This is a genomic window from Tahibacter caeni (assembly GCF_024609805.1).
GTDB classification, from domain to species: domain Bacteria; phylum Pseudomonadota; class Gammaproteobacteria; order Xanthomonadales; family Rhodanobacteraceae; genus Tahibacter; species Tahibacter caeni.
In genome coordinates this window covers 1-16,682 of the sequence record NZ_JANFVR010000083.1, presented here as the reverse complement: position 1 = coordinate 16,682, position 16,682 = coordinate 1, and the positions used below count along the sequence as shown (strand labels likewise).

Sequence of the window (16,682 nt, the reverse complement as noted above, 5' to 3'; positions counted from 1 at the left end):
AGCGCTGGATCGACGACGTATCGCGCTCGGTCGCACCCAACAGCGGTCTGGCCAAAGCGCTGGCGCATACCCGCAAGCGCTGGCCGGCGCTCGTGCGCTATGTCGACGACGCCTCGCTGCCTATCGACAACAACCCGGTCGAGCGTTCGATCCGGCCCATCGCCGTGGGCCGCAAGAACTGGCTGTTCGCCGGCTCCAAAGCCGCCGGCGAGCGTGCCGCCGCGATCATGAGCCTGATCGCCACCGCCAGGCAGAACGGCCACGAACCTTACGCCTACCTCAAGGACGTGCTGACCCGCCTGCCGACCCATCCCGATCGCCGCATCGTCGAGCTGCTGCCGCACCGCTGGACGCCGGCGAGCTGACTATCGCTGGTGTTGTGGCGGTGTGGAATGTGGCTCCGCCGGACGCTTACTGACCGCGCACCCTTGTCTGCTTCCGCGACCATCTTGTGGAACGTTTTTGCTCCGCTATTCCTGAGGGTGTTCTTCAACCCACCCAAAGGAAAATGGATGACCTTTTACGTATACACCGGCCAAACCCGCGACACCGTTCTGTTCGTGCTCGACCGCGTGGACGACGCACTGAGCGTGTACCGCACGGTGCTCTTCAAGTCGATGCCCGAGGACGAATGGCTGCGAGACTACGCGGACTTCGCGGACGTCGTGCAAAACGGACTGAGGGACGCGCGTGCGTTGCTGTTGAAGCAACACCGCGGTTGCCCCGAATACACTTACCGTCCGCCGGGCTCGATGCAGGGTCCCGCACTGAAGCACAGCATCGAAAACCGCCGCGCAGCGAAACGATTGCTGCGCAAAATGGGCGCATGGAAGAAACCGCCTTCTGCGCATTCGCCCGGCGCCCCAGCGCGACCACGGAGGACGTTGCATTGACGGGCGTTCGTTCAACGCAAAGCAATCTGGACGCGCGCGTGGCTTCGGCCACGCGCCGCCTTAGCCAGGTGGTGGCAAGTCAGCTGCTGCGCGATCGCGCAGCAGCCCTTAAAGCAAAAAGAGCAGAACGGCAGGCGATGTTCCGTCGAAAAATCTTGATGGGCGATGCCGTGTTTCTTGCCGGGCTGGCCGAATGGGAGCCGGCAGAGATCGTCGGCGCCCTCCTTGACGTGAAGGAACGCATCGGCGGTTCGCCCACACAACGGATGGGCTTGCGCCAACGAGGACAGCAGCTGTTGCCTCAGCCGCGCACGAGGAAGCCAAGGGCGGACGACACTCTGATTTCTACGTCCCTGCCAGAGGCCTAAACGGCCGACTTGCTGCGGGCACCTCGCCTGCTTACGGGTGAGGTGTTCCGCAGCAGTTTCCGAACACCCGCCAGGTCCAGCCATTCGGCCCACTTCAAGCCAGGGAAGAGACTCGCCAATTCTTCGGCCGACCACGGGCGCATGTAATCCGCCTCATGCACGTCTGCATCGCCGCGTTCGTGCCCCACGAACGCTCGGCGCCGTTCCCCGGAAAGTTGGGAAGCCTGGAGCGATTGAATGACCGTCTTTCGCAGACTGTGCACACCCAACCTTCCGTTCGCCCGCTGCGGCTTGATGGCCAGTTGCTTGAGGTAGTAGCCGAAGCCCTTCGAGATCGCGTTCCCCGAGCCCGCTTTGGAGTCAATGCGCATATCCGGAAACAGGCGTTCCGCACCGGCGGCGCGCAGCGCCTCCACCCGTTCCCATAGGCCGAGCGCCACCAGGTCCGGATGCAAGGGAACGATGCGATGACTCGCCTCAGTTTTCAGCGATTGGCCATCACTGTCGGTGGTGAGCCGCACGCACGGCAGGGTCCCTTCCATGAAGAAATCGCGCACGTACAGTTGGGCGATTTCTCCCACGCGGGCGCCCGTGTACAACGCGAGCACAATCCCCCAGCGGACGTGTTCCCCACGGATGCGTTCCAAATTGGCCGGCGTGTAGATTGCTTTCAACGCCTCCAGGCCAAAGGGCTCCCATTTGAACCCGGCGTGCCGGCGGGCGTCCTTCTCTTTCTTGCTCAGCACGACGACGCCTTTGACGGGGTTCGCGCCTTCGACCTTGCCCCGTCGGGAAAGAAAGACGAAGAGTTGCGCCGCGTGCGACACGCAGTTGCCCGCCGTCCGCTTGGTCATGGGCTTCTTCTTTCCGGCGGGCACGCGCGTGATCAATTCGTGCGCCCAATCGCCCGCCATCTCCCGGCTGATGGATGCGACCGGCGTATTGGGTCCCAGGAAGGTTTTCAGGGACTCGAACGCCCGCGTGCGCTGGCTCCACGTGTTCGGCTTGAGGCTCGGCGCCTCGGCCTCTTCGTACAAGCGAATCGCGTCGGCCAAGGAAAGCCCGGCCGTCTTCACCGGAACCGGGGGCACTTGCCCTGCGGTAGCCATGGGTCGCTGCGGCAGCGCTTGGGCGAACACCACGCCGAGCGTCTGCAGCGCGGCCAGGTGGTCCTCTGGCGTGCCATCGGTGCGGACCTTGGTGGGCCGAAGCGTCAGCGGGTCAATGTCGATTTCGTAGCGCTGCAGTTGGCCATCATCCGCCCCCTTCCGCAGGGCCTCGATGCTGGGCGGGAGCTTCGGCACGGCAACCCCTCGAAGGGCGGCGAAGGCCTGAGCGTAGTGCAGCGACAGGGCACACGAATAGGCCTGGGCAGCCCGATGGTCCGCTGTGCGCAGGCTGATTTTTACGATGCTCCGGCCGACGGCGGCATGCAGGTCGGCGGGGACCTTGATGCGGAAATGGTAGATGCCGGAACGCGAACGAAGGAGATGGTGGGCGATGCGCATGGGGGCCTGAAGTGACCAAGCCGGTGACCAAGCGCTTCAAAGGCCCCAAAGAAAAAGCCCCTGTAAAAACAGGGGCTTATCTTGATGGCTGGGAGACTAGGATTCGAACCTAGATAAACGGAGTCAGAGTCCGTTGTCCTACCGTTAGACGATCTCCCATCAACTGATCGCAACGCGCGCTCTGACCGGATGCGTGTTGCGTGCGGAGCTTCCTGCTCCGTCGAGGCGCGATTAGCGCTTCGAGAACTGCGTGGCGCGGCGGGCTTTGTGCAGGCCGACCTTCTTGCGTTCGACTTCGCGCGCGTCGCGGGTCATGAAACCGGCCTTGCGAAGCGGCGACTTGAGGTTTTCGTCGTATTCGGTCAGGGCGCGCGAGATGCCGAGACGGATCGCGCCGGCCTGGCCGGTGGTGCCGCCGCCTTCAACGGTCACGAGGATGTCGAACTTCTCGGTGACGTTGAGCAGTTCCAGCGGCTGGCGCACGATCATGCGGGCGGTTTCGCGGCCGAAGAACGTGTCGAGGGTCTTGCCGTTCACCGTGATGCTGCCGGTGCCCGGACGCAGGAACACGCGAGCGGCGGAGGTCTTGCGGCGGCCGGTGCCGTAGTTCTGTTGCAGTGCCATGTGCTCTATTCCTGCGGAAATCAGAAGTCCAGCGCCTGCGGCTGCTGGGCGGTGTGCGGATGCTCGGCGCCGGCGTAGACCTTGAGCTTGCGGTACATCGCGCGACCCAGCGGGTTCTTCGGCAGCATGCCCTTGACGCCGATCTCGATGACGCGCTCCGGATGGGTCGCGAGCATGTCCTTCAGCGAGGTGGACTTCAGGTTGCCGATGTAGCCGGTGAAGCGGTGATAGAACTTGTCGTCCATCTTCGCGCCGGTGGCGTGGATCTTCTCGGCGTTGACGACGACGATGTAGTCGCCGGTGTCGACGTGCGGGGTGAAGACGGTCTTGTGCTTGCCGCGCAGACGCAGCGCGATTTCGGAGCACAGGCGGCCGAGCGTCTTATTGGTAGCGTCGACGACGTACCAGTCGCGCTTTACGGTCTCAGCCTTCGCGCTGATCGTTTTCATGACAAGAAACCTTGTGCCAAAGGGGCAGGGAAAGGCGCGGGATGATAGCGGCTGGTTCCCGAGGGTGCAAGCCCTGGGCCGCTGGATCCGGCCTCAACCCGGCAGGCCGCCGGGGGGCGCGAATGCTAGCATGATCCGACATGTCCGCCAGCCCCCCCGACCGTTCTCTTGCCGCCGATCTCGTCGAACTGGCCGACCAGTGCGTGCTCTGCGGACTGTGCCTGCCAGTCTGTCCGACCTATCGCGTGACGCGGACCGAAGCGGAGTCGCCGCGCGGCCGCATTTCCCTGATCAAGGCCCTGGCCGAAGGCGCGCTCGCGCCCGGCGCCGGCGCGGCCGGCCATCTCGAGCGGTGCCTGAGCTGCCTGTCCTGCGAGCGGGCTTGCCCGTCCGGCGTGCAGTACGGGCGACTGCTGAGCCTGCATCGCGAAAAGGCCGCGCCGGCGCCCGACCGGCAGCAGTATCTTCTTTATGCAGTGATCGCGCGTCCGCGGCTGCTGCGCGCGCTGGCCCGCATCGGCCATTGGCTCGGACTGGCGCGCTGGCTCGCGCCGCTGGCTCGCCGCAGCCGTCCCGCGAGCGGCTGGCGGCGCTGGATCGCTCAGATTCCGCCGCTGCCGTCGACCGCCGGACTCGCGCCGGCGACACATCGGTCCGGCGAACGCGGGCGCGTCGGACTGTTCCTCGGCTGCGTGGCGTCGGCCTTCGATCGCGACACCCATGCCGCCGCGCGCCGGCTGCTGGGAACGCTCGGCTATCGGGTTGTCGAGCCGGCAGGGCAAGGCTGCTGCGGCGCACTCGCGCTGCAGGCCGGGCATCGCGACGTCGCCGGATCGCTCGCCGCGTCGACACGCCGCGCCTTCGCCGGCACCGGTGTCACGACGGTGCTGGTTTCGGCCTCGGGCTGCCATGCGGGTCTGTGCGATGCGTTGGCCGGCGACGGCATCGCCGTGCGCGAGATCGGCGAATTCCTCGCCGCCGATGCGCGGTTCGCCGATCTCGCGTTCGCACCGCTGGCGCAGCGCGTGGCCGTGCATCGCCCATGTTCGCTGGTCAATACGGTGCGCGCCGCGACCGCACCGGCGGCGCTGCTCAGGCACATTCCCGGCATCGAACTCGTCGAGCTGCCCGAGCAGCCGCGCTGCTGCGGCGCCGCCGGCAGCCATTTCCTGCGGCATGCGGCCATCGCCGACCCGCTGCGCGACGAACGCCTGGACCAGTTCGAGCACAGCGGCGCCGGCCTGCTGGCGACCAGCAACATCGGCTGCCGCCTGCATCTGGCCAACGGCCTGCGCGAACGCGGCCGGCCGGCCGACGTACTGCATCCGATCACTCTGCTCGCGCGCCAGTTGAAAGACCGCGGCGCGGCCCCTACCCCGCCGGCATCGCGCGATGCCGGCGCCCGCTGATTTCGTCCCTTGCGAGAAACCACCATGTTCACGCGCAACTACAGCCGCATCGACCGCATCCTCGATCAGTTCGAACACGCCCTCGGCACGTCGCTCGGCGCGCAGGCGCACGCGGCCCGGCCGAATCCGGCCGGCGACCTGCCCGCGGCCGAACTCGACGACGCCGAGCGCCGCCGCGCCGTCGGCCTCATGCGCATCAACCATACCGGCGAGGTCTGCGCGCAGGCGCTGTATCTCGGCCAGGCCGCGGTCGCGCGCGACGCGGCCACGCGCACGCAGCTGCTCGATGCGGCACAGGAGGAAACCGATCATCTGTCCTGGTGCCACGACCGGTTGCAGGAACTCGACAGCCGTCCGAGCCTGTTCAATCCGTTCTGGTACGCCGGCGCCTATGCGCTCGGACTGGCCGCGGGACTGCGCGGCGACGGCTGGAATCTCGGTTTCGTCGTCGAGACGGAGCGCCAGGTCGAAGCGCATCTGGACGAGCATCTCGACCACGCCGGCCTGCCCGCACAGGATGCGCGCAGCCGTGCGATCGTCGCGGTCATGAAGGACGACGAGGTGCGTCACGCGGATCATGCGCTGGCCGCCGGCGCTCGCCTGCTGCCGCGCCCGATCCCGGACCTCATGCGCCTCGCGGCGTCGACGATGAAGGCGATCGTCTACCGCATCTGAAATGCCGTCGGCGCGGCCGGGCCCGTTCCGGCGCAGGCCGCGCTCGCCGGCGAGTGCGGCCTGCCGCGTCGCGCAGAAACGATCCGTTGTCCACTTTTCACCGCAACGGATTTTGTTTTTTCCAGACCGCGTGATCCCTGCTCCGCGTGCGCCGCGTACGTGGCGATGATCCCCCTGGATCATCCTTCCACATCACGAGGTGCATCATGTTCAACACGACCCGAATCGGCGCGGCACTGCTCGCCGCCGCGCTTGGCGGAACAGCGGCCGCGGCCGGTACCAGCTCGCTGCTCGTCGGCTACGGCGAAGGCACGACCCTGGATCCGGACTTCGGCAGAACCTGGATCAACGGAAACACGCTCGAGGTCATTCCGCCGGCCTATGCCTGCGGCCGGCGCATCTACGAAGCCGACCAGCTGACCTGGATCGCCTTCACGCACGACGAATCCGGCGTGAATCCCGACCAGACCGTCGACGTCTGGCTGCCGCGCAGCGGCTGTCCGTATCCGAGCTCGATCGTGATCGAGCGCAACGCGGGCGAAAAGGCGGACTACCTGCCGCCGAATCCGTATACGTTCCCGCTGGAATACGCGCTGCTCGAGACCTTCCACGGCAGCCGCTGGATCGACAAGTTCGGCAATACCAAGCCGCTGTCGGTGCCGCAGCTGCCGTACACGATCAAGACCGCGACGTTCCAGGGCATGCCGGCGCAGCTCGGCAACCTGAAGGCCCAGCTCGTCGACGGCGCGCTGCAGCCGCGCGCCTATGTGCTCGCGCAGCAGCTGCAGACGGACGCGGCCGAGCTGTCCGGCGATCTGTCCGCGCGCGTCGCGCTGCGTCGCCGTACCGACCTGCCGGACCGCGAGGCCGCGCTGCGCTTCGTCGAGGACGCGGCCAGCGCGCAGCTCGCCGCCGTCGACGGCCAGCTCGCGGCAGCGACGCGCTACGCGCGCGCGGGCCAGTACGCCGAAGCCTATCGCGCAGCCGATCTCGCGCTCGCCGCGATGAATGCGGCGACCGGCTACGTCGGCGAAGCCGAGGGGCTGATCGACACGGACGACGAGTGAAACGGCAGCCGGGCATCGCGCCGTAACGGCTGCGATGCCCGGCGGACGAAACGATCATCGGCGTCGACCACCGTGCGATCCGCGGATGCATCACACGGGAATCCCGCGCACCGGCGTTCGATTCCGAACCGGCACGAGCGCCGCCCGTGCCGTTCGATGGAAGACGGGCAGCGGCCCGCTTCGACGGCCTAAGGCTGGCAGGTATTGAAGGTCGCGCGGAAGATGCGGTCGGGGTTCGCCGTCGTCGCGAACGCGTTGCTCGTGTCGCTGCTGCGTCCGCTCGCCAGGGCCTGCAGGCGCAGGCCCGTGCCCGGTGTATACAGAACTACATTGGAAAACGTCGCGATACCGTTGACCGCGGTGACCGCGCCGCCGCCGCCGACCGTATCCGCCGTGCAGGTCGAGCGCACGAGCCGCACCTGGGTCGCGTTGTCGCTGGTCACGAGATTGCCGCCGTTGTCGAGCACGCGCACGGTGATCGCCGGCATGACTGCGCCGGCCTGGGTCGTCACGGGCTGCTGGCCGAACTCCAACGTCGTCGGCGCGCCGGTCGTCACCGTGAACGCGTTGCTGTCGATCGCCGGCAGGGCACCGCCGCTCGCGCGCAGGGTATAGCCTGCGCCGCCGAGGTCGATGCGCAGATTGTTCCAGCTCGCCACGCCCTGTACGAACGACGCGCTGCCGCCGTTGCTCAGTACGGCGCTGCCGCCGTTGGGATCGTTGCCGATCGCGATGCTCGCCGCGGCGAGCAGGCCGTTCGGCACGAGCAGGCCTTCGTCGTCGAGCACGCGGACGCTGACGGCCGGCGAGATCGCCGTGTTGACCGCCGTCGTACCGGGCTGCTGCTGGAAGGCCAGCGCAATCTCGCGCTGGAAACGCAGGCGGCCGTATCCGTACTGGTAGTCGCGGCCGCCCGTGCCGAGGTCGTTGCTGCCGGTCGCCGCGAGCGACCGCAGCGGCGTCACGATCAGGGTGTCCAGCTGCGCCGCCGTCGTCGGCTTGCCGTTGCGCTGCATCAGCAGCGCGGCCATGCCGGCGACGTGCGGCGTCGCGGCCGACGTGCCGGTGAAGCTCGTCGCCGGGATGGGGTTGGTGCCGCCGGCGCCGTAGCTCACGGTGCTGACGTTATCGAAGCTCGCGAGATCGGGCTTCAGGTTCGGATCGGTCGGCGCCGACGTCGACGGCAGTCCGCCGCCGGCCGCGAGCACCGGACCTTCCGAACTGAACGCTTCCTGCGGATTCGCACCGGCCGTCGCCACGTTGATCGCCGCGACGCTGAGCACGTTCGGCGAATCGGCCGGAAAGCTCAGGCTGCGCGCGGTCACGCGCGTGTCGAGCGGGATGTTCGTGAACACTTCGAGGTTCTCGCGCGTGGTCGTGCCGGCGGCGCGCACGACGGCGACGCCGAACACGGCGCTGTTCGCCGGGCAGCCGCTGGTCGTGCCGCTCGCGGTGTAGACGACCTGTTCCTGCGGCGTCTGCCCGCTTCCGCCGCTCTGCGGCAGGTTCGACTGCGCGACCGGCAGCGCTTCCCAGACCGTCGCAGTGCTGCGCCGGTACAGGTACAGGTCGTAGTTGCGGTTGGCGCCCGGCGAGACCCAGTTGTTCCAGTACAGGTCAACGGCGATGGTCTCGCCGGCCGGAATGCAGTAGGCCGAGCCGCTGCCGTTGCCGAACGGGTTGTAGATCGTGTTCGAGCCGGTCCAGGTGTGGAAGCCGTTGCCGCCGGAGGCGGCCGTGTACAGGCCGTCCCAGTGCTGCTGGCGCTCGTTGCCGGCCGCGTTGACCACGAGTACGCCGCGGTTGCGCGCCCAGCCCGCGGCTTCGGCGATCGACCCGGCCAGCGCGCTGCCGTCGCCCTTGCCGTCGAGCGGCGCGCCGAGCGAGGCGGAGATGATCTGCGCGCGCACGGTGCCGGCAGACGCTCCGGTGCTGGTCAGGTTGGCCGCGTCGAGGATCGCGCGGCGCCAGTCGCCGACGGTCACCGTGTCGTAGGCGCGGAAGTTCGCGCCGGGCGCGACGTCGTAGGCGATCTCGGTCGTCGCGTTGCCGTGCGGTACGCCGAGGCAGCCGAAGGTCGACGGCGCGCAGCCCGCCGGCGGCGAGGCGAAGGTCTTGTAGTCGAGCAGGCTGATGCGCGCGCTCGGCGGCCAGTCCTGGCTGGACTGGAGCTGGCCGACCTTGTTGCCGATGTTGTTGAAGCTGTCGACCATCGCGATCACGACGCCGCTGCCGTCCAGCGCCGGCACGTTGGCCTGCCAGAGATTCGCGCGGCCGGCCGCGACGCCTTCGCTCGTGCGGCTGCCGATCAGCGGCCGCACGAGGCGTGCCGGCGCGATGCTGACGACGTCGCCGTCGCGGGCCAGGTCGTAGAGCTGGTCGCGCGCGATGCTGGCCTCGATGCGGTCGGCCGCGAGCACGTTGCGTACCTGCGCCGATGCGCGCGCGAGCGCCTGCCCGGCGCGTTCGGGCCCGGCGTCGGCGCGGAAACGCAGCTCGACGAGCACGCGGTCGTCCCGGGCCAGCGCCGCCGGCAGCCGCGCGGCCTCGCTGCCGGGCGCGGCGCGCAGCTGCGCGTGGATCTTGCGCGCGACGTCGTCGGCGTCGTCGGCCGGCGGTGCCGGCGCGTCGGCCGCGGCAGCCGCGGGCTCGAGTTTCAGCAGCGCATACGGCGCGGCCGGGGCGGGCATGGACGACGCGGCGGCGGCCAGCAGCAGCGCGGCGCGGACAGTCACGGGAACGGGGCGGGACGGCATGGCGGGCGGACCGGTCAGGCGGGAGAACGGGCCGAATGCTAGCAGTCCGGCGCGTAGCGAACCGTTAGGCCCGCGGCGATATCCGGCCCCGCCGCGCAACGAAAAAACCCCGGCTTGCGGACCGGGGTTTCGGGGACGTGCGTGACGCGGCGGCCTCAGCTCAGGTTGCGGCCGTGGAACAGCTCTTCGATCTCGTACTTGAGCTGCTGCTCGATGCGGATGCGGTCCTTGAACGACAGGTCCGAGGCGTTGGCTTCGAACAGGTAGGTGTCGAGCAGGAACTCCTTCACATGCATCTTCGTGTGGAAGATGTTTTCCTGATAGACGTTCACGTCGATCATCTCGTAGCGCTGCTTGATACCCTTGCTCAGGTAGTCCTGGATCGAGTTGATCTTGTGGTCGATGTAGTGCTTCTTGCCCTTCACGTCGCGCGTGAAGCCGCGCACGCGGTAGTCCATCGTGACGATGTCCGACTCGAAGCTCTCGATCAGGTAGTTCAGCGCCTTCAGCGGCGAGATCACGCCGCAGGTGGCCACGTCGATGTCCGCGCGGAACGTCGCGATGCCGTTGTGCGGATGCGTTTCCGGATAGGTGTGGACGGTGATGTGGCTCTTGTCCAGGTGGGCGACGACCGCATCGGAGATGACGTCCTTGCCGGCCTGCTTCTTGTCGATGATCGGCTGCTCGGAGATCAGGATCGTGACCGAAGCGCCCTGCGGGTCGTAGTCCTGCCGGGCGATGTTCAGGATGTTCGCACCGATGATGTCGGCGACGTCGGTCAGGATCTGGGTCAGGCGGTCGGCGTCGTACTGCTCGTCGATGTACTCGATGTAGCGATCGCGCTGTTCCGGCGTCACCGCGTAACAGATATCGTAGATATTGAAGCTGAGCGCCTTGGTCAGGTTGTTGAAACCCTGGAGCTTCAGACGCGGGAGAGGCTTGACCACGGCGTAATACCTCGCGCAGGCCGGGGTGGGGGGAAAGGGCGCGGATTATGGACCATTCGGGTTACGGATTACACCGCCGGCCCGGGATTCGTTAAGCCGCGCCGCTTTCGACTAAGATGCACGTTCGCGCGGACCACGGCTTCGGGGAGCCTTCCGCACTCGCAGCGGCCAGGACAGGCCATAAACAGTCAGCCGCGGGGGCTTGCGGCTCGTAGAGGAATTGGGGCATCCGGGCATGCAGAAAATCGCCGACTTTCGTTACAACCTGCAACAGGCCGTCAACAAGGTTCAGGCTCCGCCGATGCTGGTCCCGGACCGGCAGGCCATGGAGCGGTTCCTGGGCCAGTGCCACCGGCGGCGCTACCCGAGCAAGACGGCCATCATCCGCCCGGGCGATTCGGCCAACATTCTTTATTACATCATCGACGGTTCGCTGACCGTCCTGACCGAGGACGAGGAAGGCCGCGAGCTGATCCTGGCCTACATCAACCGCGGCGAGTTCATCGGCGAGATGGGCCTGTTCGTCGAAACCCCGCGGCGCGAAGTCATGGTGCGCTCGCGCACGCCGGTCGAGCTCGCCGAAATCAGCTACGAGCGCCTGTTCCACCTGTTCGAGACCAGCCTCTCGGCCGAATGCCCGAAGATCCTGTTCGCGATCGGCTCGCAGCTGTCCAACCGCCTGCTGCACACCTCGCGCAAGGTCAGCCGCCTGGCCTTCATGGACGTGACGAGCCGCGTGGCCAAGACCCTGATCGACCTGACCGAAGAGCCCGATGCGATGACGCATCCCAAGGGCAGCCAGATCCGCATCTCGCGCCAGGAAATCAGCCGCATCGTCGGCTGCTCGCGCGAAATGGTCGGCCGCGTGCTCAAGCAGCTCGAGGACCAGGGCATGATCACGGTGACCGGCAAGACCATCGTCGTGCTCGGCACGCGCTGAGCCCGCCGTCGCCATTGCCGCGGCCGGTGCTGCCGGCCGCGGCGTCCTCCGCCGGACCGCCCCGATGACTGCGACGGTCGTCTTCGACTTCGACGGCGTGCTGCTGCGCGGCGACAGCTTCGCCGGCTATCTGCAGTGGCGCACGCGGCAGCGCCGCCGGCGCGCACTCGCCGCGCTGCCGGCCCTGCCGCTGCTGCCGCTGATGCGCCATCCGCGCACCTTGCCGTTCGCCGCAAAGGTGTTCACGCGCGCGCTGACCCTGGGTCTGGACCGCCGCCGTTTCGAAGCCGAGATCGACGCGTTCTGCGAGGTCTGGCTCGCGCGCGAAGGCCGCGTCGTCATGCCGCTGCTCGAACGGCTGCGCGAGCACGTCGCGGCCGGCGACCGCGTGCTCGTGGTCAGCGGCACGGCCGACCACCTGCTTCGGCGCCTGCTCGCGCGGCTGCGCGTCGACGGCGTGACCGCGCTCGGCACCGAAGTCGAGTTCGGCGCCGGCGGCCTGTACGCGCGCCGCCACAACTACGGCCCGGCCAAGCTCGCGACCCTCGCCGCCGTCGGCGTGCAGGCGCCCTGGGCCGTCAGCTACAGCGACAGCTACGCCGACCTGCCGATACTCGCCGCCGCCGCGCGCGCCGTGCTCGTCGACCCGAGCCCGTCCCACGAACGCCTGCTGCGCGCAGCGCTCGGCGAGCGGCTGGAGCTGCTGCGGACGCGGTGAGCGCAAGCCCTGCCGGCGACACCGGACGCGCGGCACGAGACATGAGACATGCGGGTCGCAGGTGAGCGCAGCGAACCGCAACGTCGCGGTGCCGATGGCCCGACCAATTCCCGAAACGATGTTCCGCTGCGGTCCGCGCGCAGGCTCTTCGCCGCCGGAACCCCTCGATCGGGACTTCTCGCGGTATGGAGACCGAGATGTCGCGGTTCGCCTTTCGGCTCACCGCAACCTACGCGAACAACCGCAGCAACTCGGCGCCGGGATCGGGCGCGCGCATGAACGCTTCGCCGACGAGGAAGGCGTGCACGCCGTTGTCGCGCATCAGCGCGACGTCGCCGGCCGCGAGGATGCCGCTCTCGGTCACGAGCAGCCGCTGCGGCGGCACGCGCCCGCGCAGGTCCAGCGTGGTCTGCAGCGAAACCTCGAACGTGCGCAGGTTGCGGTTGTTGACGCCGATCAGCACGGGCAGCGCGGCCGCGACTGCCAGCGCGCGGTCCATCTCCTCGGCGTCGTGCACTTCGACGAGCACGTCCATGCCGAGATCCAGCGCGAGCGCCGCGAGCTCGGCCAGCGCCGCGTCGCCGAGCGCGGCGACGATCAGCAGGATGCAGTCGGCGCCGAGCACGCGCGCCTCGTAGACCTGGTAGGCGTCGATCGTGAAGTCCTTGCGCAGCACCGGCAGCGCGCAGGCAGCGCGCGCCTCGCGCAGGTAGTCGTCGCTGCCCTGGAAGAAGTCGACGTCGGTCAGCACCGACAGGCAGGCCGCGTCGGCGGCTTCGTAGCTGCGCGCGATCGCGGCCGGATCGAAGTCGGGCCGGATCACGCCCTTGCTCGGGCTGGCCTTCTTGATCTCGGCGATGACCGCCGGCTGCTGCGCGGCGACGCGCGACTGCAGCGCGGCCGCGAAACCGCGCACGGTCGGCGCCGACTCGGCCTGAGCCGACAGTGCGCGCAGCGGAACCCGCGCGCTGCGGGCCTCGATTTCCTGCGTCTTGCGCGCGAGGATCTTCTTCAGGATGTCGCTCACGAAATGCCTCGTTGAAAAACGGCCGTGGGTTTTCTCCCGCCTCCTCGATCTTGCCTGGGGAAGAGGGCCGGGGTGAAGGGAAAAGCCGGGCCGCGCGACAGGCTGCCGGTGCTTCCGCGGCAGGTCCCGACGCGGACTCCGGCGCGACGATCCGGCGGCGCGGCGGCAGTCGTTCTCGCCCTCGCGCGCCCCTCCCTCCCGAGCGCTTCGGCGCCGAGGGGAGATGGCTCGAAACCGGAGTCGGCAGTCCTGCCGACCGACGGTCCACGCGTACTACTCGCCGCCGGCCAGACGCCGGGTCGCCGCGACGAACTGATCGAGCTTCGCGCGCGCCTCGCCGGTCGCGATGGCCTCGTTGGCCAGCGCGACGCCTTCGGCGATCGAGCCCGCGATGTTCGCCGCGTACAGCGCGGCGCCGGCGTTCAGCACGACGATGTCGCGCGCGACGCCGGCCTGGTTGTCGAGCACTTCGAGCACGCGCCGGCTGGACTCCTCGGCATCGGCGACGACGAGCTGGCGCGACGAGGCCATGGCCAGGCCGTATTCCTCGGGTTCGATCTCGTATTCGGTGACCACGCCGTCGCGGAGTTCGCCGACCAGGGTCGCACCGCCGAGCGAGATCTCGTCGAGTCCGTCGCGGCCGTGCACGACCAGCGCATGGCGCGCGCCGAGCTGCTGCAGCACGCGCACCTGGATGCCGACGAGGTCCGGATGGAACACGCCCATCAGGATGTTCGGCGCGCCGGCCGGATTGGTCAGCGGGCCGAGGATGTTGAACAAGGTGCGCACGCCCATTTCCTTGCGCACGGGCGCGACGACCTTCATGGCCGGATGATGGTTCGGCGCGAACATGAAGCCGATGCGCGTTTCCGCGAGGCAGTCGGCGACGCGCTCCGGATCGAGGTCGATGCGCGCGCCGAGGGTCTCGAGCACGTCGGCGCTGCCCGAGCGCGAGGAAACGCTGCGGTTGCCGTGCTTGGCCACGTGCACGCCGCAGGCGGCGACGACGAACATCGAGGTCGTGGAGATGTTGAAGCTGTTGGCGCTGTCGCCACCGGTGCCGACGATGTCGACGAAGTACGGATAGGCCGGCGTGATCACGCGCAGGGACATGTCGCGCATGACTTCGGCCGCGGCGCTGATCTCGCCGACGGTTTCCTTCTTGACGCGCAGGCCGGTGATGATCGCGGCGACCATGACCGGCGAGACCTCGCCGCGCATGATCTGCCCCATGAGGTCGACCATCTCGTCGTGGAAGATCTCGCGATGTTCGATCGTGCGCTGCAGCGCCTGTTGCGGCGTGATCGTCACGGAAAGGCTCCGGCCAGTCAGGGGCCGACGATGATAAGGACTCCTCCGGCAAAGATTCAGTGTCGCTCTGGGCATAAGCCGGCGCCGCGGGACGGCGCCGGACCCGGCGGGACCTCAGCGCCGGCCGTCGGGCTCCTGGCTGTACAGGCGCTGCAGCTCGGCCTCGTAGGCGTCGATGCGATAGCGCTGGCGCAGCACGCTCTCGGCGCTCAGCACTCCCTGCAGCTGCTGGAACGGGATGCCCGGCAGCAGGCTCAGGCTGCCCTGCCCGGCGGCGACCAGGCCCGAGAACAGCGGGGTGGAACGGCAGCCGACGAAGCTGTTGAGCACGTAGCCGTCGTCGAGGTAGGTGGTCATGTTGGCGTTGAACACGGCCTGGCACTCGGCCAGGGTCGGGCCGGCCGCCGTGAAGCCGGTCAGCCCGCCGCCCGCGCCGGACGGATGCGTGAACCAGGCCTGGCCGGTATAGGCGTTGTTCGGACCGACTCCGGTTCCGATCGGGCCGGCCTGGACCGTAGCGGCCGCGCCGAGCGCGGCGACGGCGAACAGGCAAATGGCGAAACGCGACATGGCAGATCTCCTCGTGCAACGGCGCGGCGAAATTGCCGCGACGCGCCGACCTTAGGGCCGCCGCCGCGGGCGTTGCGAGGCCGCGCACGGGCCGAAGCCGGGCACGGCAACGCCGGCGCCTTGCCGGCCGGAAGAATTTTTCCCGTTGTCGATCAATCCGCTGCGGATTTTCCTTCCCGTGTTCGTCCGCCCGCCCCCCTTGCGCGGCCGGCGCGCCGCGAGAACCCTTGCGCCGCCGCCGTTCGCGGTCCTGTTTCCGGAGCTGCCCATGAGAACCCTGATCGGAGCCTGCCTGGCCGCCCTCGCCACCGCCGCCGCGGCGCACGATCCGCTGCCCGACGCGCAGTGGTGCAGCACCGGCCATGTCGTCGAGGCCGGTGCCTTCGCGTTCGACGCGGCGGCCATCGGCGCCTACGTGGACTGCCTGGACCACGGCGGCTGCATCGATCCGGTCCTCGCCGGCGTCTGCTCCTTGCGTTCCTGCGGCAATTTCGACGACGACTACGGCAAGACCACGCGCCTGGTCCACAGTTACTGCCACGAGGCCGAGCAGCCGCACGACCTGACCGCCGGCAGCGACTACGGCACGGTCCGCCCGATCGTCTACGGCCCGCTGCAGTTCCTGCGCCGCTCCCACCACGACGACTATCGGACCGCGCAGGGCGTCCACGGCGTCTGCGCGCGCTGCGACCTGGCGCAGAACGAAGCACCGTCGAACTGATCCCTCAGACCAGCGCGCGCTGGCGCACGCGCGCCTGTATCGACTCGGCTCGACGCCGCAGCGCGTCGCGGTCGGCGGCGTCGAGCCGGCATTCGGCGAGCACGAAGTACGCCGTGCGCACGACTTCGCGCCAGCGCGGCCGCCGCGGCAGCTTGGCGAGATTGAGATAGCGCTCCATCGCGCGCACGCGCAGCCGGCCGTCGTCGCGCGTGACGCGCCAGATGCGGCTGCGCTCGGCGAGGTCGATGCGCGTGCGTCCGCCCGAGCGCTCCCAGGCCTCGATCGTGCAGAGCATCAGCTCGACGAGGTCGCGCCGGAACGTTTCGCTGTCGACCGGCGACTCGGCCGCGAGCACCGCGGCCGGCAGCACCGGCAACGCGGTCGACGGCGACGGCGAGTCGAAGCCATCGTCCTCCGCCGCGGCCGGTTCGCCCGCGGCGGCGGCGGCCGATGACGGCACGCGCAGCAGCGCGACGTCGGCATCGGATTCGAGCAGAGTCAGACGCGCCGGCAACGCGCCGCCGTTCGGGAAGTCGAGGCTCAGCGCGACGGCCTCGTCGGCTTCGTCGAGCTCGGCCAGTGCCTGCTGCAGCCGCTCGGCCGGCGCTGGGCCAAATACCGCGGACACCGGCAGGCCGGCCACGGCCGCGCGCGGCCGGCCGAGCAGCCGCGCGGCCGCCGCATTCAGCGCGACCACGG

The 16,682-nt window shown here is 68.7% G+C and carries 18 protein-coding genes and 1 tRNA gene; 9 read left to right on the top strand and 10 right to left on the bottom strand.

From position 1 onward, the window contains the following. The 3 genes from NON22_RS09730 to NON22_RS09720 all read left to right on the top strand — a co-directional run. On the top strand, window positions 1-365 hold a 365-nt coding region (locus NON22_RS09730), incomplete at its 5' end, for an IS66 family transposase (RefSeq protein WP_257386736.1). A gap of 147 nt (window positions 366-512) precedes the next feature. Then, complete coding sequence (locus tag NON22_RS09725; protein ID WP_257386734.1) at window positions 513-893, top strand: hypothetical protein; 381 nt, start codon at window positions 513-515, stop codon at window positions 891-893. Further along, complete coding sequence (locus NON22_RS09720) at window positions 827-1,261, top strand: conjugal transfer protein TraD (protein WP_257386733.1); 435 nt, start codon at window positions 827-829, stop codon at window positions 1,259-1,261. The genes NON22_RS09725 and NON22_RS09720 overlap by 67 nt, the downstream gene beginning before the upstream one ends. On the opposite strand, the gene NON22_RS09715 is transcribed toward NON22_RS09720, so the two are convergent. From NON22_RS09715 to rplM, 4 genes are all read right to left on the bottom strand, one after another. After that, complete coding sequence (locus NON22_RS09715) at window positions 1,258-2,769, bottom strand: site-specific integrase (RefSeq protein ID WP_257386732.1); 1,512 nt, start codon at window positions 2,767-2,769, stop codon at window positions 1,258-1,260. The genes NON22_RS09720 and NON22_RS09715 overlap by 4 nt on opposite strands. 85 nt (window positions 2,770-2,854) lie before the next feature. Continuing rightward, window positions 2,855-2,928 (bottom strand) — tRNA-Gln (locus tag NON22_RS09710). 72 nt (window positions 2,929-3,000) lie between these two features. Then, window positions 3,001-3,393 carry a 30S ribosomal protein S9 gene (gene rpsI / locus NON22_RS09705; protein ID WP_257386731.1) on the bottom strand — a complete coding sequence of 131 codons (393 nt, stop codon included), beginning with the start codon at window positions 3,391-3,393 and terminating at the stop codon, window positions 3,001-3,003. Window positions 3,394-3,413: 20 nt separating this feature from the next. Continuing rightward, window positions 3,414-3,842, bottom strand: coding sequence for a 50S ribosomal protein L13 (gene rplM / locus NON22_RS09700; protein WP_255911623.1), 429 nt, complete (start codon window positions 3,840-3,842; stop codon window positions 3,414-3,416). A 140-nt stretch (window positions 3,843-3,982) separates the two neighbouring features. Here rplM and NON22_RS09695 point away from each other — a divergent pair, with 140 nt between their 5' ends. From NON22_RS09695 to NON22_RS09685, 3 genes are all read left to right on the top strand, one after another. Further along, window positions 3,983-5,251 carry a (Fe-S)-binding protein gene (locus tag NON22_RS09695; RefSeq protein ID WP_257386730.1) on the top strand — a complete coding sequence of 423 codons (1,269 nt, stop codon included), beginning with the start codon at window positions 3,983-3,985 and terminating at the stop codon, window positions 5,249-5,251. Window positions 5,252-5,275: 24 nt separating this feature from the next. Next, window positions 5,276-5,926, top strand: a complete 651-nt coding sequence (gene coq7, locus NON22_RS09690) for a 2-polyprenyl-3-methyl-6-methoxy-1,4-benzoquinone monooxygenase (protein WP_257386729.1) — start codon at window positions 5,276-5,278, stop codon at window positions 5,924-5,926. 206 nt (window positions 5,927-6,132) lie between these two features. After that, entirely contained in the window at window positions 6,133-6,993 is an 861-nt protein-coding gene (locus tag NON22_RS09685; protein WP_257386728.1) for a hypothetical protein, read from the top strand. A 188-nt stretch (window positions 6,994-7,181) separates the two neighbouring features. On the opposite strand, the gene NON22_RS09680 is transcribed toward NON22_RS09685, so the two are convergent. Together NON22_RS09680 and speD are read right to left on the bottom strand one after the other, a co-directional pair. After that, complete coding sequence (locus tag NON22_RS09680; RefSeq protein ID WP_257386727.1) at window positions 7,182-9,728, bottom strand: S8 family serine peptidase; 2,547 nt, start codon at window positions 9,726-9,728, stop codon at window positions 7,182-7,184. A gap of 176 nt (window positions 9,729-9,904) precedes the next feature. Further along, window positions 9,905-10,696: an adenosylmethionine decarboxylase gene (speD, locus tag NON22_RS09675; protein WP_257386726.1), complete on the bottom strand. Its 792-nt coding sequence runs from the start codon at window positions 10,694-10,696 to the stop codon at window positions 9,905-9,907. Between the two features lie 235 nt (window positions 10,697-10,931). Between speD and crp the strand changes: the two genes are divergently transcribed. Together crp and NON22_RS09665 are read left to right on the top strand one after the other, a co-directional pair. Then, entirely contained in the window at window positions 10,932-11,636 is a 705-nt protein-coding gene (gene crp / locus NON22_RS09670; RefSeq protein ID WP_414717170.1) for a cAMP-activated global transcriptional regulator CRP, read from the top strand. A gap of 64 nt (window positions 11,637-11,700) precedes the next feature. Further along, window positions 11,701-12,354, top strand: coding sequence for a haloacid dehalogenase-like hydrolase (locus tag NON22_RS09665; protein WP_257386725.1), 654 nt, complete (start codon window positions 11,701-11,703; stop codon window positions 12,352-12,354). 229 nt (window positions 12,355-12,583) lie between these two features. On the opposite strand, the gene trpC is transcribed toward NON22_RS09665, so the two are convergent. The 3 genes from trpC to NON22_RS09650 all read right to left on the bottom strand — a co-directional run bounded on the left by trpC (window position 12,584) and on the right by NON22_RS09650 (window position 15,262). Then, window positions 12,584-13,381: an indole-3-glycerol phosphate synthase TrpC gene (gene trpC, locus NON22_RS09660; protein ID WP_257386724.1), complete on the bottom strand. Its 798-nt coding sequence runs from the start codon at window positions 13,379-13,381 to the stop codon at window positions 12,584-12,586. Window positions 13,382-13,654: 273 nt separating this feature from the next. Further along, window positions 13,655-14,692, bottom strand: coding sequence for an anthranilate phosphoribosyltransferase (trpD, locus tag NON22_RS09655; RefSeq protein ID WP_425507967.1), 1,038 nt, complete (start codon window positions 14,690-14,692; stop codon window positions 13,655-13,657). Window positions 14,693-14,806: 114 nt separating this feature from the next. Then, window positions 14,807-15,262, bottom strand: coding sequence for a hypothetical protein (locus tag NON22_RS09650; protein WP_257386723.1), 456 nt, complete (start codon window positions 15,260-15,262; stop codon window positions 14,807-14,809). Between the two features lie 268 nt (window positions 15,263-15,530). Here NON22_RS09650 and NON22_RS09645 point away from each other — a divergent pair, with 268 nt between their 5' ends. Beyond that, complete coding sequence (locus NON22_RS09645) at window positions 15,531-15,983, top strand: hypothetical protein (RefSeq protein ID WP_257386722.1); 453 nt, start codon at window positions 15,531-15,533, stop codon at window positions 15,981-15,983. 4 nt (window positions 15,984-15,987) lie between these two features. Here the strand turns inward: NON22_RS09645 and NON22_RS09640 are convergent. Further along, window positions 15,988-16,682 (bottom strand): hypothetical protein (locus tag NON22_RS09640; protein ID WP_257386721.1); only part of this gene is annotated, 695 nt, incomplete at its 5' end.

What these genes read in the sequence shown, in the direction of transcription:
- NON22_RS09725 (WP_257386734.1), top strand. Translation starts at nt 513, where the DNA reads ATGACCTTTTACGTATACACCGGCCAAACCCGCGACACCGTTCTGTTC.
- NON22_RS09720 (WP_257386733.1), top strand. Translation starts at nt 827, where the DNA reads ATGGAAGAAACCGCCTTCTGCGCATTCGCCCGGCGCCCCAGCGCGACC.
- NON22_RS09715 (WP_257386732.1), bottom strand. Translation starts at nt 2,769, where the DNA reads ATGCGCATCGCCCACCATCTCCTTCGTTCGCGTTCCGGCATCTACCAT.
- rpsI (WP_257386731.1), bottom strand. Translation starts at nt 3,393, where the DNA reads ATGGCACTGCAACAGAACTACGGCACCGGCCGCCGCAAGACCTCCGCC.
- rplM (WP_255911623.1), bottom strand. Translation starts at nt 3,842, where the DNA reads ATGAAAACGATCAGCGCGAAGGCTGAGACCGTAAAGCGCGACTGGTAC.
- NON22_RS09695 (WP_257386730.1), top strand. Translation starts at nt 3,983, where the DNA reads ATGTCCGCCAGCCCCCCCGACCGTTCTCTTGCCGCCGATCTCGTCGAA.
- coq7 (WP_257386729.1), top strand. Translation starts at nt 5,276, where the DNA reads ATGTTCACGCGCAACTACAGCCGCATCGACCGCATCCTCGATCAGTTC.
- NON22_RS09685 (WP_257386728.1), top strand. Translation starts at nt 6,133, where the DNA reads ATGTTCAACACGACCCGAATCGGCGCGGCACTGCTCGCCGCCGCGCTT.
- crp (WP_414717170.1), top strand. Translation starts at nt 10,932, where the DNA reads ATGCAGAAAATCGCCGACTTTCGTTACAACCTGCAACAGGCCGTCAAC.
- NON22_RS09665 (WP_257386725.1), top strand. Translation starts at nt 11,701, where the DNA reads ATGACTGCGACGGTCGTCTTCGACTTCGACGGCGTGCTGCTGCGCGGC.
- NON22_RS09650 (WP_257386723.1), bottom strand. Translation starts at nt 15,262, where the DNA reads ATGTCGCGTTTCGCCATTTGCCTGTTCGCCGTCGCCGCGCTCGGCGCG.
- NON22_RS09645 (WP_257386722.1), top strand. Translation starts at nt 15,531, where the DNA reads ATGAGAACCCTGATCGGAGCCTGCCTGGCCGCCCTCGCCACCGCCGCC.